13 protein-coding genes and 1 riboswitch are annotated in these 14989 nt (G+C 34.3%); of the genes, 10 read left to right on the top strand and 3 right to left on the bottom strand.

What is annotated here, in order from left to right:
* Nucleotides 1–49: 49 nt before the first annotated feature.
* A complete protein-coding gene (gene rraB, locus H3T83_RS10450; protein WP_065579240.1) occupies nt 50–445 on the bottom strand; it encodes a ribonuclease E inhibitor RraB in 396 nt (131 codons plus the stop codon).
* 28 nt (nt 446–473) lie between these two features.
* Here rraB and H3T83_RS10445 point away from each other — a divergent pair, with 28 nt between their 5' ends.
* The 6 genes from H3T83_RS10445 (at nt 474) to H3T83_RS10420 (ending at nt 7608) form a co-directional block, all read left to right on the top strand.
* The gene (locus H3T83_RS10445) at nt 474–1346 is read left to right on the top strand and encodes a PHP domain-containing protein (protein ID WP_198215720.1); all 873 of its coding nucleotides are present in this window, start codon (nt 474–476) and stop codon (nt 1344–1346) included.
* A 102-nt stretch (nt 1347–1448) separates the two neighbouring features.
* The gene (locus tag H3T83_RS10440) at nt 1449–2069 is read left to right on the top strand and encodes an L-threonylcarbamoyladenylate synthase (RefSeq protein ID WP_086361781.1); all 621 of its coding nucleotides are present in this window, start codon (nt 1449–1451) and stop codon (nt 2067–2069) included.
* 71 nt (nt 2070–2140) lie between these two features.
* Nucleotides 2141–3145: a 23S rRNA pseudouridine(2605) synthase RluB gene (gene rluB, locus H3T83_RS10435; RefSeq protein ID WP_198215719.1), complete on the top strand. Its 1005-nt coding sequence runs from the start codon at nt 2141–2143 to the stop codon at nt 3143–3145.
* 296 nt (nt 3146–3441) lie between these two features.
* Nucleotides 3442–4827, top strand: coding sequence for a hypothetical protein (locus H3T83_RS10430; RefSeq protein ID WP_198215718.1), 1386 nt, complete (start codon nt 3442–3444; stop codon nt 4825–4827).
* 25 nt (nt 4828–4852) lie between these two features.
* A complete protein-coding gene (locus H3T83_RS10425) occupies nt 4853–6247 on the top strand; it encodes a hypothetical protein (RefSeq protein WP_198215717.1) in 1395 nt (464 codons plus the stop codon).
* An 11-nt stretch (nt 6248–6258) separates the two neighbouring features.
* Nucleotides 6259–7608: a hypothetical protein gene (locus H3T83_RS10420; RefSeq protein WP_198215716.1), complete on the top strand. Its 1350-nt coding sequence runs from the start codon at nt 6259–6261 to the stop codon at nt 7606–7608.
* A gap of 97 nt (nt 7609–7705) precedes the next feature.
* Here the strand turns inward: H3T83_RS10420 and H3T83_RS10415 are convergent, their stop codons facing one another.
* Nucleotides 7706–8722 carry an amidohydrolase family protein gene (locus tag H3T83_RS10415; RefSeq protein WP_198215715.1) on the bottom strand — a complete coding sequence of 339 codons (1017 nt, stop codon included), beginning with the start codon at nt 8720–8722 and terminating at the stop codon, nt 7706–7708.
* Between the two features lie 442 nt (nt 8723–9164).
* Here H3T83_RS10415 and H3T83_RS10410 point away from each other — a divergent pair, with 442 nt between their 5' ends.
* Nucleotides 9165–9458, top strand: coding sequence for a putative quinol monooxygenase (locus H3T83_RS10410; RefSeq protein WP_198215714.1), 294 nt, complete (start codon nt 9165–9167; stop codon nt 9456–9458).
* Nucleotides 9459–9517: 59 nt separating this feature from the next.
* On the opposite strand, the gene argS is transcribed toward H3T83_RS10410, so the two are convergent.
* A complete protein-coding gene (gene argS, locus H3T83_RS10405; protein WP_065651861.1) occupies nt 9518–11251 on the bottom strand; it encodes an arginine--tRNA ligase in 1734 nt (577 codons plus the stop codon).
* 161 nt (nt 11252–11412) lie between these two features.
* Nucleotides 11413–11521, top strand: a riboswitch (TPP riboswitch).
* A gap of 40 nt (nt 11522–11561) precedes the next feature.
* Here argS and thiB point away from each other — a divergent pair.
* Genes thiB through thiQ form a run of 3 tightly spaced genes read left to right on the top strand, consistent with a single transcriptional unit; the run spans nt 11562 to nt 14833 of the window.
* On the top strand, nt 11562–12560 hold the full coding sequence (thiB, locus tag H3T83_RS10400) for a thiamine ABC transporter substrate binding subunit (RefSeq protein WP_086354236.1): 999 nt from the start codon (nt 11562–11564) through the stop codon (nt 12558–12560).
* 13 nt (nt 12561–12573) lie between these two features.
* Nucleotides 12574–14154 (top strand): thiamine/thiamine pyrophosphate ABC transporter permease, encoded by a 1581-nt coding sequence (gene thiP, locus H3T83_RS10395; protein WP_198215713.1) that lies wholly within the window; start codon nt 12574–12576, stop codon nt 14152–14154.
* Entirely contained in the window at nt 14132–14833 is a 702-nt protein-coding gene (gene thiQ, locus H3T83_RS10390) for a thiamine ABC transporter ATP-binding protein ThiQ (RefSeq protein ID WP_086320183.1), read from the top strand. The genes thiP and thiQ overlap by 23 nt, the downstream gene beginning before the upstream one ends.
* Nucleotides 14834–14989: the final 156 nt, after the last annotated feature.

The raw sequence follows: 14989 nt of genomic DNA, 5'->3' as shown, positions 1-14989 counted from the left end.
TCCGTCTGGTGGCGGATAAGAATAGTCATAATTAACCGCGGATTATTTATTAATGAATGGTCTCGCTAACGTCATCTTCATCGAATTGGTCATCACTACCATCTTCAAAATAGGTTCCCCAACCGTCATAATTAACGTTAAATTGGTTTGCTAGAGTTATAATTTCGGCGATTTGCGCATTAATTAATTCAGCATTTAATGGACTTTCAGTAATAATATCAAAACCAATTACCACATTACCTGCATCATCAACGTCTTCGTCAGGATCGGTTGCTTCATAGCCTAATTTATAAGCTTCAACAGCGACTTTTTCTAGTTTATCAAAGTTTTGTGATGAAATATGATGTTCAATAATATACAGCGCATGTGGATCACTTCCATCTTCTAAAAGTTCTTGAATAATAGCTAGCGTATCTTGCTGAGCAAGCTGAATTTGATCTTTCATAATATACCTTTTAGTGGTCGTGCAAATTGTGTGGTATATTACACGTTTAAAAATAATTTTCGAGAAAAAAGTGATCGTTGACTTACATTCGCACACAACTGCATCAGATGGAATTTTAACGCCAAGTGAACTGGTCAAAAGAGCTGTTGATAATCAAATCAATATGCTAGCGATTACCGATCACGATACTATCAAAGGATTGTTAGAAGCGAAAGCGACCATAGAACGAAATAATTTGCCAGTTAAATTAATCTATGGGGTTGAAGTGTCAACAATGTGGAAGAATAATGAAATTCATATTGTTGGTTTGAATATCGACATTGAAAATTCCCACTTGCTTGAATTATTAACTGCACAAGAACAAAGTCGTATTGATAGAGCAATCAGTATTAGTGAAAAATTAGCTAAAGTGAGCATCGACAATGCTTATGAGCAAGCCCAACAATTTTCTAAAGGTGATATTGTATCTCGAGCTCATTTTGCCCGCTTTTTAGTCGCTAATAATTATGTTAAAGATATTAAACGTGCATTTAAAAAATATCTGGGTAAAAGTGGTTATGCCTACGTTCCTGCCAAATGGTGTAGTATTGCTGATGCGGTTAATGCGATACATGCAGCAGGTGGACAAGCGGTTTTAGCACACCCGACACGCTATGATTTGACCTTAACTAAACTAAAATTATTAATTAGTGAATTTAAATCATATGGTGGTGATGGTATTGAAGTTTCTCAGAGCCGCCAAACTCAAGATGATTTACAACGATTAGCAAAATTGGCTAATGAATTTGAATTACTTGCATCACAAGGTTCGGATTTCCACGATTTGCTTAATTACCTTGATCTTGGTAAAACTACGCCATTGCCTGGTAGCGTTACACCTATTTGGCATAACTGGATATAATAAATATATTAAACTAAAATAGTATCAATTAGCGCTATAAACCGTGATGAAAAAGCCCTTTCCTCACATTTTTTTAACCTGCTATCAATAAAGAAGAATATTATGAGCCAAACTTTTTATATTCATCCTGATAACCCACAAACAAGGTTATTAGATCAAGTCGTCAAAATATTAAATGATGGTGGCGTCATTGCATTTCCTACTGATTCAGGTTATTCGCTAGGTTGTTTGCTTGATAATAAATATGGTGTAGATCGTATTTGTCAAATCCGTAATCTGGATAAACACCATAACTTTACCTTAATGTGTCGCGATCTATCGGAACTCTCATCTTATGCATATGTCGATAACACTACTTTTCGATTATTAAAAAATAATACCCCAGGTAAATATGTTTTTATCTTACAAGCGAGCAAGGAAGTACCACGACGTTTGATGAATGAAAAACGCAAAACGATTGGACTGCGTATTCCTGATAATAAAATTGATTTAGCGCTTCTTGAATTATTAGGACAACCTTTAATGACAACTACGCTTATTTTACCTAATGAAAATGAAGCTCAGTCTGATCCCGAAGAAATTGAAGATAAAATTGGTCACCAACTAGATGCTATCGTTCATGGTGGTTATATTAGTGAACAGCCAACAACAGTAATTGATTTAACTAACGATTATCCAGATATTATTCGTCAAGGTAGTGGTGATATCAGACCATTCGAGTAAACAAATTAATAATATATCAATGAGTTATTGAGTTAATAAATGATACCTGAGAAGGTAACAGTGAGGATTATATGAAACAAAATAGATCTGCATTTTCCAAAAAACAACGTGGAGCAGATAAACTAATTGAGCAAGAAAGTGATATCGCTCGTAAAAAAAATACCAAATTAAGCCAAACGTCGAATCGTAAAAGTTCACAATCAGATAATACTGAAAAATTACAAAAAGTATTAGCCAATCTAGGCAATGGTTCACGTCGTGAAATTGAAGCGATGATCGTTGCCGGCAAAATTAGTGTTGATGGTAAAATCGCGACTTTAGGTGATCGCGTAGATGTCAATGCTAGTCCAAAAATTCGTATCAATGGTCATTTAGTTCAGTTAAGAAGTAAAGAAAAAGAGGTTTGTCGTGTTCTAGCTTATTATAAACCTGAAGGCGAAATCTGTTCTCGAAATGATCCGCAAGGGCGAGCAACAGTGTTTGAGCGATTACCTCGCTTAAAAAATGCCCGCTGGATCAACATTGGTCGACTTGATATAAATACATCGGGTTTATTACTATTCACAACGGATGGCGAATTGGCAAATCGCCTCATGCATCCAAGGCATGAAATTGAACGTGAGTATGCTGTTCGAGTATTTGGTAATATTACCGATCAACAACTTAACCAACTTCGCAAAGGTGTTCAGCTTGAAGATGGTCCAGCTGCATTTAACTCCATTAAACCTCAAGGTGGTGATGGATTGAATCAATGGTTTAATGTCGTTATTACCGAAGGTCGCAATCGAGAAGTCCGTCGGATGTGGGAAGCAATTGATGTTCAAGTTAGCCGCTTGCTACGTATTCGTTACGGTAATATTACTTTACCGAAAGGTTTATCTCGTGGCACATGGATGGAATTAGGTATTGATTCTGTTAATTACCTACGAGAGTTAGTTGGCTTACCAGCTGAAATGAAAAGTTTTACAACAAAATCATCGTTTGACAAACGTATTGTTAGACCAAAGCGTATCAAAATCAATCAGTCTAGTCGAACTGCTCGTCAAAAAACGAATAAAAAACCAACACGAATATAAAATTTTGTTAACCCTTAAATAAAAATGATTATTTTATTTAAGGGTAACATCATCCCGCCAATTAATTTTAAACATTTACCAAAACCACTAATAGCATTTATTGTTAATAATTAATAACAAAACGTAAAAAAAGTAGCAATAAAAGTTAATAATTAGCTAAAAGTTTAGCATAAACTCAACCAACAGTTTTTTAATAAACTGATAAAAATAGCCATTTTTATATAAACATATCAAAAAAATGGATATGAAATACTTGAAATAACTAGTAGAAAAAAAGAAGTAAAGAAAGGAAGTTTATGCGCACGATTATTGCTATTTTTTGTATATTTTTATTAACGGCATGCCATACGCGAACAGCCGAAGATGCATTTAAGGAAGGTCGCTATATAGAAAGTATCAATCTTTTAGCTGCCAGTTTGGATGAAAAAGGGCCAGCAAAGTTTGATCAAGAGGATGCTAAGCGCCTACAAACTATTGTTAGTAGTGTAATGCAGTTTTATGAAAAAGACCTAAATTACTTCCATCAATATGATTATCCACAAAAAATAGATGCATATAAGCATTTATTAACTATGAAAGAGATATTAAGTAATCGCTTTTATTCTGATCACATCAGTTTTTTCAATGACAAATATGACACTAGGCAATTAAAGCAAACTCTTGCTAAAGAGTATTATGATTATGGTAATTACATCACTGGCACTGACAGTGAAAGTTATCGAACAAAAGCCGAATTATATAAAAATAGTTTGTCATACGACAATTATAAAAATGCCGCCACTTTATATAAAAATGCCAATACTAAATATATGCAAATGGCAGCCAAAAATTACTATGACCAAGGTAAACAATTCGAACAACAGTTAAATTATAAAGCTGCTGCTCAAGCCTTTAGTCAGGCTTCATTGATATACAAACCACTAGGTAAATATAAAGATAGTGACAAACTTGCGAAAGATAATGACAAAAAATATGCTACCCAGCAGGCTCAAGAGGCTTATCAACAAGCTAAACAACTGGCAATGAATGCGACAAAGCGTTATGAATATCGAGAAGTTGCCAAGTATTATGCGCAAGCAGCATCTATATATCAGCCATATGGACAATATTTTGACGCCAGTTCATTAGCTGATACTTATGCTAAAAAAGGCATAATTAAAGTTTATTACTATGGTTCAAGTTTCACCGATGAAATAAGAGATAAATTAAGTGCAAATTATATTCAATTTGCCAATTACTCGAGTGGTGCAGAGATAGATATTCGAATTGACTTTAAAAGTGATTTTGTCGATCTAGATAAATCAGAAACCAATGAAACTAAGATTGAACAAGTCTTTGATAAATATATTGAAGCAAAAGATAAAAACGGTAATACAACTCAAATCAAAACTTACAAAGATCAACGATATAATTTACAAACAGTAACTCATAGTAACAAATTAACCCTAACGGCTAGCATTGAGGTTCACGGTATCTATAGTTATAGCAAATCATTTAAAATTGAAGAAACCTCAGTTAAACATGACTATATTTATAGTGGTAATGTACCTGCCAAATTTCATAATCACAGTGATGGTCGCTTAAAATCGAAAGATGATTTATTTACTCAAGCCAAAAGAGATTTATTATCCGAGCTAAACTCAAGATTAGACGATATTGCCAAAGATCTTTCATACCTATAAAGGACAATTTTTAATAAGGAAAAACATGATAAGAATTATTATTGCAAGTTTATTAATGTTTTTATTAGTGAGTTGTACTCACGAACGCACATCTCAAGATGCTTATGCTGAAGGGAACTATCTTGAAAGCATCAATCTATTAGCGGCAAAAATAGAGGAAAAAAGTGAAGAAAACTTTAAGCAAACTGATGCAGCCCAGCTGTGTCAGTTAGTCACTGATGTAATGAATAAATATGAGGATGAATTAGCCAGTACCAATAATACTGATTATAAAAAACGCATTGAAATCTATGAAAGACTGTTAGAGATGAATAAGCGCTTAACTAACCGTTTTTACAGTGCGGAATTAGTGAACTTTTTTGATAAATATCCTGCTGAAAGTTTGAGGCAAATTATTGCTAAAGATTTTTATGATTATGGTAAATCAATCACAGGTACTGATTCTGATAGCTATCATACAAAAGCTGAGTTATATAAAAGTGGTTTGTCTTACTACAGTTATAAAAATATTGCTACTTTATATAAAAATGCTAATAGCAAATATATGCAGATTGCCGCTAAAGATTTCTATGATCAAGGTAGAAATTTCGAAAAACAGAAAGATTATAACGCTGCGTCTGAGGCATTTAGTCAAGCATCATCAGTATATCAACCACTGGGTAAATATAAAGACAGTGATAAACGCGCTTATGATAATGCTAAAAAACACGCTACTTTAATGGCCGAAGAGGCTTATCAAAAAGGAAAAAATCTGGCAAAAGGCGCTGATAGACGCTCAACTTTTCGTTCAGTTGGCGAATATTATAGGCAAGCCGCAGACGTATATAGTCGTTTTGGACGTTATAAAGATGCAGCTTCTTTAGCTGAAAAGTATCTTGATAAAGGTTTAATATCGGTTTATTTTCATTCAGACGATCACTGTTCTGATGTAAGCTCGGCTTTTTCTGCTAATTATCTCTCCTTTGTCAGTTCTCCATCTGGTGCAGATATCATAATTAATGTGACTTGTAATAGCCGTTATTATTCCCCTCAACAATCGTATAACATGGAAATAAAACGCGAAAAAGTATTTGATAAATATGTAGAACAGACCGATGCTCAAGGGCATACAACTCAGGTCGAAACTTTTAAAGAAGTGTCTTACAACGAGTCAACCAGAACTTATCGCAATAGCTTAACATTATTGACTGAAATAAGCGTTACAGGACTTATTAATTCAAGTAGCTCATTTACTATAGAAAAATCTTCAGAAAAATATGAGGTTCATTATTGGGGTGGAGATGTACCTTCACATGTACATGACTATAACGAAGGTGTTTTAGAATCTCCAAATGAATTAGAACAAAGAGCTAAAAGCGAACAAAGTGCTGAATTAAGATCAATACTTGATAGTATTGCTCAAGATCTTTCATACCTATAAAGGGAAACTTTATGAAAATTAAAAAATTAATGAAAATTATTTTGGTTTCTTTATCAATATTTTTATTAGTTGCTTGTGCGCACCAACGCACATTTCAAGAAGCATATGCTGAAGGAAGTTATATTGAAAGTATCAATTTATTAGCGACAAAAATAGAGAAAAAAAGTGAAGCAAACTTTAAGCAAACTGATGCCGCCCAGCTGCGTCAGTTAGTTACCGATGTGATGAATAAATATGAAAATGAATTAGCTAATACCACAAAGAGCAATGATGAACAACGCCAAGAAATATATGAGAAATTATTAGAGCTTAATCAGCGTTTGAGTGATCACTTTTACAGTTCCGAATTAGCATTCTTTTTGGACAAATATCCTAGTGAACGTCTAAAACAAAATATTGCTAACTTTTATACTCAACAAGCAAATGCTATCCCAACTAATTCTGCTGGTGATTATGAAGAAAGAGCAGCTTTATTTAAAAAATCTTTAGATAGATATTACGATAAAAATATCGAAAAAGCCTATATTCATGCGGATACTAAATATAGGCAGCTTGCGGCACAAACATTATACAATCTTGCTAAACAGGAAATACGGAGTGGTGATTATAATGCAGCGCTAGCTTGTTTTAGAACTATTAGTGTTATTTATAAGCCATTAGGTCAATACAAAGATACTGAAAAATTAGCTCGTTACTATGAAAAAAAAGCGAGAAACAAAGAAGCGTTTGATTCTTATTCTCAAGGTGAAAAAATAGCTAAAAATGCGACTCGAAGTTATCAATATCGACAAGCAGCAACAAATTATCAACATGCCGCGAATACTTATGCAAAATATGGTAATTATCGAGATTCGGAACAAAAAGCAATAGAATATACCACCAAGGGTCAAATAAGACTATATGTGACAGGTAATACAAATTCATTTTCTAATTTTGTTGAAGATTATTTCAAAAATGATGATGCTATTATATTAGTTAACAACAGTACTGGTAGTGACATTACTATTAATCTTAGTGAAGATGAGCGATATTCTGAAGATGGCGGTTCAGTAACAAATGACACTAAAAAGAATGGTGAAAAAGAATATAATTTACAAACTGAAACATTAGTAAATAATTATAGCTTAAACCTTAGCGTAAATATTTCTGGATTAAGTGGTTATTATGACAGATTTTCAGCTGAAAAAAGTTCAAGGCAAGTTAAGTATACCTATACTGGTGATAAACCTAGTTACGAATTTGATAGTACAGACGGTAATTACTATTCTCGTAGTGAATTAAGACAACAAGCAGAAGATGATATAAAATCAAGTCTTAGCAATTACCTTTCTAGGCTTTCTTCAGCAATTCATCAATTATAAATAATAATCAATAAATATAATCCCACTCAGTTATTCTCTGGGTGGGATTTTTATTTTTAAAGATGATTAAATCTCAGTTAAATTTTTAATCAGACAATTATTCGATGCCTAATACCATACGCCCATTTTTGGTGGCAACATTTACCACATTATCTAAATCTGTATAACGACAGCCAGTGACTAATAATTTAAGCTCTTCCCACATATTACCGGTTGAAAAAGGTAACATATAATCACTGACGTTATCTGTTCCAATAGCAACAGGTATCCCGGCGGTAGCAAGTTCATCGACTGGCGTTAATGAATTGCGGGTAGGGCCATGTTCTTCACGGCGCGGGCTATCAATCCAAGCAAATGGGCAAGCAATTACCATCATTTTAGCTTCTTTCATTTTTTGGTAGAGTTTTTGACGATATTCCAAACTATGAGCGGTAATTGAAATACTATGAATAGCCACCACGCGACCATGCATACCATGCTCAATGGTTTTATCAGTAAGTTGCTCGGTTTCGATTTCATCTGATGAGTTAAACTGGTCAACATGGACATGTACCATTTTGCCTAATGCTTTACCGGTCTTCATTAACACATCTAAATGTTTTAATCCCATTCCTTCACCATGATCTCGCTCATCTCGACGCGGCAAACCACCAATAATATCTACTAAATCAGCACCTTTATCAAACCAGTATCTGGCTTCTTTATCAATAACTCCTTTAAGAGTTTGATTGACTAATTTAATCGTAATATCGTTTTTATATGTTTCACGAGCTCGTAGCGCACCTCTAATTGCTCGCTCTTCGGCAATCGGATCAATGTCAACAAATGAACCCATGGCAGTAACACCTTGTTCAATCATGCGTTCAACCGCCATGCTAAAATGCCGATAATAATCATCTTCGGTCATTGCTGCTTTCACTTTATCAAGCGTGTCCCATTTTTCAATTAAAGTCTGTTTTTGGTAGACATCAAAACTATCTACAGTGATAGTAAAAGCACGATCAGCATGCATATGTGAATTAACCCAACCACCATTTTGTTTAATTTTGTTCATCAAATATGCTTTCAAGCTCTGATCTCGACTGGTTGATAACATTTGTTTATTATCGGTCATAATGCGCCTCTAAAATTTGGTTACTATTAAGTTTTAATAAAAAATGGATAAAAAAAATCCCCCAAAAAGGAGGATCAAAATAAACCTGTTAGGATATTTCTTATAGCAATGAAAACACAAGTTGTCATGGAAGTTTACACTTTATTATTTTTCCCGAAGTGGGAAAGATTTTAATGGATTCATTGTTAAGATCAAGTATTTTAATTTTAAAAATATTTAAATAAATGAAAAGGTTAAAGTATTATTTTTTAGATTTTTCAAACTAAAAAAAGTCTATTTATACTCTTAAAGAGTAAACTTTTAAATTACATATGCCTAACTTACTATTTAATAATAAGTATAATGGTCGAAAAAATGAGATTAGCATGGTTATTAAAAGCTGTTTATTCTTAACAGTAGGATTTCAATCATTACAAAACAAGTTTACTTATAAGGGTAGAATATGTCACAACTAAACATTATTGCCACCATTACGATAAAACCAGAGTATCATGAAGCATTTAAACCTATATTTAAACGATTAGTTATCGGTAGTCGAGCTGAACACGGTTGTGTTCGCTATGAGCTGAATCAAAGTATTGAGAATCCCAATATTTATATAGTAATAGAAACATGGCAATCACAGCAGGCGATTGACTTACATAATACAACGCCACATTTTGTTGAATTTGCTAATTTTGCCAAGGAGCAGGTTGATGGATTATCGATTTGTATAGCTAAACAGGTTGATGTCTAAGCGGATAACTAAATACCAACAAAACCACCGATATTTAATCATATCGGTGGCAAATAAGCTTACATTTTGTCAACGGTTTTAATACCAAGCATATCTAAACCCGTTTTGAGCGTTTTGGCTGTTAATGAGGCCAGTTTCAATCTGCTAACTTTCAAACTTTCATTTTCGGCGGCCAAAATAGGGCAATGTTCATAAAAACTTGAAAATAGGGTAGCGATATCATACAGATACGCACAAAGAACATGTGGGGTACCTTCGGCGGCAACAGTTGTGATTGTTTCATCAAATTGATTCAAACGAATTGCTAACGCTCGTTCCTTTTCAGTACCTAAATCGATATGACCATCTAGATTGTCTTCATTGATATTTGATTTTTTAAATACTGAAAGTACACGGGTATAGGCATACTGTAAATAAGGTGCTGTATTGCCTTCAAATGACAGCATATTATCCCAATCAAATACATAATCAGTTGTTCTATTTTTGGATAGATCAGCATATTTAACCGCACCAATGGCAACTGCATCAACCACTTGAGCAAGCTCGGCATCAGAAAGATCAGGATTTTTGCTTTTAATTAATGTTGCTGCTCGCTCGGTTGCTTCATCGAGTAGATCATTTAGTTTAACGGTATCACCTGAACGCGTTTTAAAAGGTTTACCATCTTTACCTAACATCATACCAAACATATGATGTTCAAGTTTTAAAGATTCTGGGACATATTTTGCTTTATGCACAATCGCCCAAACTTGTTCTAAATGTTGATGTTGACGTGAATCGGTATAATATAAAATACGATCCGCGTGTAAGGTTTCATAACGATATTTTGCACAGGCAATATCGGTTGTTGCATAAAGATAACCACCATCTCGTTTTTGGATGATAACACCCATTGGTTCGCCTTCTTTATTTTTATACTCATCTAAAAACACAACAATAGCGCCTTCACTTTCAACGGCTAATTTTTTCTGTTTAAGATCGGCAACAATACCCGGAAGCATACTGTTATAGATACTTTCACCCATGGTATCTTCTAGTGAAAGTGTGACATTGAGTCGTTTATATGTGGCAATATTTTGCGTCATGGTAATATCAACCAGTTTTCGCCACATTTCACGGCAATACTCATCACCGCCTTGAAGCTTAACGACATAATTACGGGCTTTTTCAGCAAAGACTTCATCTTCGTCATAATGTTTTTTGGCTGCACGATAAAAAGATTCTAGATCCGATAGATCCATATCGTTGGCCTGTTCATTTTGCATTTTTTCAAGGTAAGCGATTAACATACCAAATTGGGTTCCCCAATCACCAACGTGATTAGCTCGAATCACATTGTGACCAAGAAAATTTAAGACTCTAACACTCGCATCACCAATAATCGTTGAGCGTAAATGACCAACATGCATCTCTTTGGCTACGTTTGGTGCTGAGTAATCAACCACAATAGTTTGTGGTTTAGCTGGTAAAGTGATATTCAATTTATCGCTACTTAACGCTACTTCGTTCTGCTCGGCAATCCAACTATTTTTTAAAAAGATATTAATAAAACCCGGGCCAGCTATTTCTACTTTATCGGCAATATCTTCAATATCCAGATGTTGTAATACTTTTTCTGCCAATGCGCGTGGTGGCATAGCCAATTTTTTAGCGGTAGCCATGATACCATTTGCTTGATAATCACCAAATTGAACTTTGGCTGATTGCTTGATTAAAGCATCACAGTTTTTATCTGCACCAGCCATAATCATTGCTTGCGAAACTCGTTGCGTTAATAGTTGTTGAATATTCACATTGTACCTAATCAATAATCATAAAATGAGGCATATAATACCGACAAACACAACAATTGTCACTGATTGCCTGTAATCTTACCTTGTTTTAATATGTATAAATTTGTATTTATCAACACCTCGCCTGTTTACAATTCTATTTGCTACCACTAAACTACTCATCGTTCTCAACGGGGTGCCCTGAAGGGCTGAGAGTGTCAGAAAAACTGACATAACTCGTCGAACCTGAACTGGATAATACCAGCGGAGGGATTTGAGTTATTATATCTGCTCAAACCTTTTGTCTTTTACACATTACTTTGGAGGCAAAATGTTTCGTAAAAACTTTTTACTATCTGTTATATTTTCATTTTCACTATTTAGTCATCTAGCTAATGCACAACAACCAACCCTAACCGTTTATAGTTACAATTCATTTATGTCACAATGGGGGCCGGGTGAAGCAATAAAAAAAGGCTTCGAAGCGCAATGTCATTGCCAACTTGATGTTGTCACATTGGGGGATGGCGTATCTGTTTTAAATCGCATTCGCCTTGAAGGCGACAAAACAAATGCGGATGTTATTTTAGGATTAGATAACAACCTATTAGCACAAGCCAAGCAAGCGGATATCTTAATTCCGCATCAAATTAGTAAACCCGATAACCTCAATACCGATTGGTGGGATGATAGTTTTATTCCTTACGATTTTGGCTATTTCGCTTTTATCTATAATCAAGATAAGATCAAAAATCCTCCTCATTCATTACATGAATTGGTCGAAAACCAAGCTAATTGGAAAATCATTTATCAAGATCCTAGAACCAGCACTCCAGGACTAGGTTTATTGTTTTGGATGAAAAAAGTCTATGGTGACGAGGCGGCAAATGCGTGGCAACAAGTTGCTAAACATACAGTCACAGTAACTAAAGGTTGGAGTGAAGCCTATGGTATGTTCTTAAAAGATGAGGCTGATTTGGTATTAAGTTATAGCACATCGCCGATAGCACATATTATTAATGAAAATAACCATAGCTACGCAGCCGCGATTTTTGCTGAAGGTCACTATCGCCAAGTCGAAGTGGCTGGCATCATTAAATATAGCCAAGAAGTCGATTTAGCTCGACAATTTTTACGTTACTTACTAACACCTGAGATACAACGACAATTTGCTGAAAAAAATGTGATGTATCCAATTATTAAAACCGATCTACCCGATGCCTATAAGCAAATTAATACCATTGATAAATCGCTAGAATTTACACCGGAAGAGATTGAAAAACATCAAAAAGGCTGGATTCGTGAGTGGCAGTCAGCAATAAGTAACTAGTTAAGTATTATTAATGTTAAAATTCAGATCATTATTACCAGGTATCAGTGCTGCTAGTTTAATTTTAATCATATTAAGTTCAGCACTTCTCGCTATCTGGAAATTTGCCTTGCAGTCAGGAAATTTAACCATCTATTTTGATAGTTACATATTGCATATTATATGGATAACTTTTTACCAAGCTGTATTGTCGACGTTATTATCACTAATCGCAGCTATATTAATGGCTAAAGCATTATCTTTAGTCGATTTTAAAGGTAAAAAGTTGTTATTGAAAATGATGCCTATTACCTTTATCTTACCAACACTAGTTGTTGTGACTGGTTTACTATCGGTTTACGGGCGACAAGGTTTATTATCAAATATCTGCCAAATATTACACATACCATTCTCATTTTCAATTTATGGTTTACAAGGCATTTTATTGGCGCATGTATTCCTGAATTTCCCTTATGCCTGCTGCCTATTTTATCAAACCTTACAAAGCGTACCTATTGAACAAAAACATTTAGCTGCGCAATTAAATTTTAGCAATGTAACTTTTTTTAAAATTATTGAATGGCCATTACTGCGTAGACAAATATTACCTATGGCGGCATTAATTTTTATGTTATGTTTTTCAAGTTTTGCCATTGTTTTAGCATTAGGTGGCGGGCCAAAATATACCACGCTTGAAGTTGCTATTTATCAAGCAATTCGTGATTTTGATCTGTTACAAGCAGCATTACTTGCCTGTTTACAATTAGTTTGTTGTATTGCCTTCATTGGATTAATGCAAAAGATAAACAGAATCGATAAAAAATTAACGCTAAAATTTACTCAAACAGACTATCGTTTACCTCTACCCAAAGGATTAAAAATTGTTAGTTCAGTGCTAGTTTTGATTGGTGGATTGTTTATACTGTTACCGATGCTGACCATCCTTTTTCAAGGTATCTATTTCTTTCAATTTTCACTGTTGACCTTCTCATTACAGCAAGCTTTACTTTTTTCAATCATTATTGCAATTGGTTCATCAATTATTGCCATGACACTAGGGTTACTATTACTTTGGACCAACAGTCGACTACTGATAAATAGACAACCGCGATTGAGTAATGGACTATTATTAATTGCATCACTGATTCTAGCCATACCAAGTATGGTATTGGCATCAGGATTATTTTTATTACTATTTGACTATAGTAATAATACCGTTTTTATCTGCTTATTGATGATGGTTTGTAATGGATTGATGGCTTTACCATTTATTACAAAAAATCTTACCGTTCCAATGTATGATATTACTGCTCAATATTGGCGACTTACCCAATCACTGAATATTAATGGTTTAACTCACTTTTATCTAATTGATTTTAGAGGGTTAAGAAGAACAATATTAATGAGCTTTGCATTTGCTGGCATCTTGTCATTGGGCGATTTTGGTGTAATTGCTTTATTTGGTGGGCAGTCAGTCACCACTTTACCTTATTATTTATATCAGCAGATATCGCATTATCAATACAAAGAAAGTATAGTAACAGCAGCAATTTTATTAATTTTATCATTTAGCTTATTGGTTGTTATGGATTATGATCGAACTTCAAAAAACTGAGTATCAATATGATAACTTCAACATGCACTTTGTGCTTAATATTGCTGCTAAAGAAAGAGTAGTGATTGTTGGCCCAAGCGGTGCAGGCAAAAGTACATTACTCAGTTTAATTGCCGGATTTATTTTTCCTCATTCAGGGCAAATTATCCTAAATCATCAAAACGTCACCACGACTTTACCGGGTAAACGGCCGGTATCGATGCTATTCCAAAACAATAATTTATTTAGCCATCTCACTGTCGAACAAAATATAGCGTTAGGTATTAAACCATTATTAAAACTTAGCCGAGCAGAACGGACAATAATTGGTGACATATTAGTGCGTGTCGGATTAGAAGGCTTTAACCAACGTTATCCCGAACAGCTCTCAGGTGGTCAACGGCAACGCGTTGCACTGGCACGCTGTTTAATACAACATCGTCCAATTTTACTCCTTGATGAACCATTTTCTGCCCTTGATCAAGCATTACGTTTTGAAATGCTAGCTCTTGTTAATCAAGTATGTAGCGAATTCAACCTTACTTTAATGATGGTCTCGCATTATTTAGATGATTCTCTTCACCACTTCTCACGTTGCCTTGTTATTGATAATGGAAAAATTATTTTTAATGCAGCACCAAAACAGTTATGGCATTCGGAAAATCAAAAAATTGCCAATTTATTAGGCATTGAAAGTTAGAATTTTAAGTTGAAAAATTTTGCGGAACGGGGTTTTTAAAGTCAAAATCCATCCAATAAATCGCTAACGTTAGTTATAACATCAGCTAGTTCCAATAATAAAAGTTTATTTTTATCAATCAGTTTGATGCTTCTCATTTAGCGACATTCGCAATGT

Source organism: Gilliamella sp. M0320, from assembly GCF_016101635.1.
GTDB lineage: Bacteria > Pseudomonadota > Gammaproteobacteria > Enterobacterales > Orbaceae > Gilliamella > Gilliamella apis.
The sequence above is the reverse complement of the archived record's forward strand: the minus strand, read 5'-3'. Positions and strand labels throughout refer to the sequence as shown.

What these genes read in the sequence shown, in the direction of transcription:
- rraB (WP_065579240.1), bottom strand. Translation starts at nt 445, where the DNA reads ATGAAAGATCAAATTCAGCTTGCTCAGCAAGATACGCTAGCTATTATT.
- H3T83_RS10440 (WP_086361781.1), top strand. Translation starts at nt 1,449, where the DNA reads ATGAGCCAAACTTTTTATATTCATCCTGATAACCCACAAACAAGGTTA.
- rluB (WP_198215719.1), top strand. Translation starts at nt 2,141, where the DNA reads ATGAAACAAAATAGATCTGCATTTTCCAAAAAACAACGTGGAGCAGAT.
- H3T83_RS10430 (WP_198215718.1), top strand. Translation starts at nt 3,442, where the DNA reads ATGCGCACGATTATTGCTATTTTTTGTATATTTTTATTAACGGCATGC.
- H3T83_RS10425 (WP_198215717.1), top strand. Translation starts at nt 4,853, where the DNA reads ATGATAAGAATTATTATTGCAAGTTTATTAATGTTTTTATTAGTGAGT.
- H3T83_RS10420 (WP_198215716.1), top strand. Translation starts at nt 6,259, where the DNA reads ATGAAAATTAAAAAATTAATGAAAATTATTTTGGTTTCTTTATCAATA.
- H3T83_RS10415 (WP_198215715.1), bottom strand. Translation starts at nt 8,722, where the DNA reads ATGACCGATAATAAACAAATGTTATCAACCAGTCGAGATCAGAGCTTG.
- H3T83_RS10410 (WP_198215714.1), top strand. Translation starts at nt 9,165, where the DNA reads ATGTCACAACTAAACATTATTGCCACCATTACGATAAAACCAGAGTAT.
- thiB (WP_086354236.1), top strand. Translation starts at nt 11,562, where the DNA reads ATGTTTCGTAAAAACTTTTTACTATCTGTTATATTTTCATTTTCACTA.
- thiP (WP_198215713.1), top strand. Translation starts at nt 12,574, where the DNA reads ATGTTAAAATTCAGATCATTATTACCAGGTATCAGTGCTGCTAGTTTA.
- thiQ (WP_086320183.1), top strand. Translation starts at nt 14,132, where the DNA reads ATGATCGAACTTCAAAAAACTGAGTATCAATATGATAACTTCAACATG.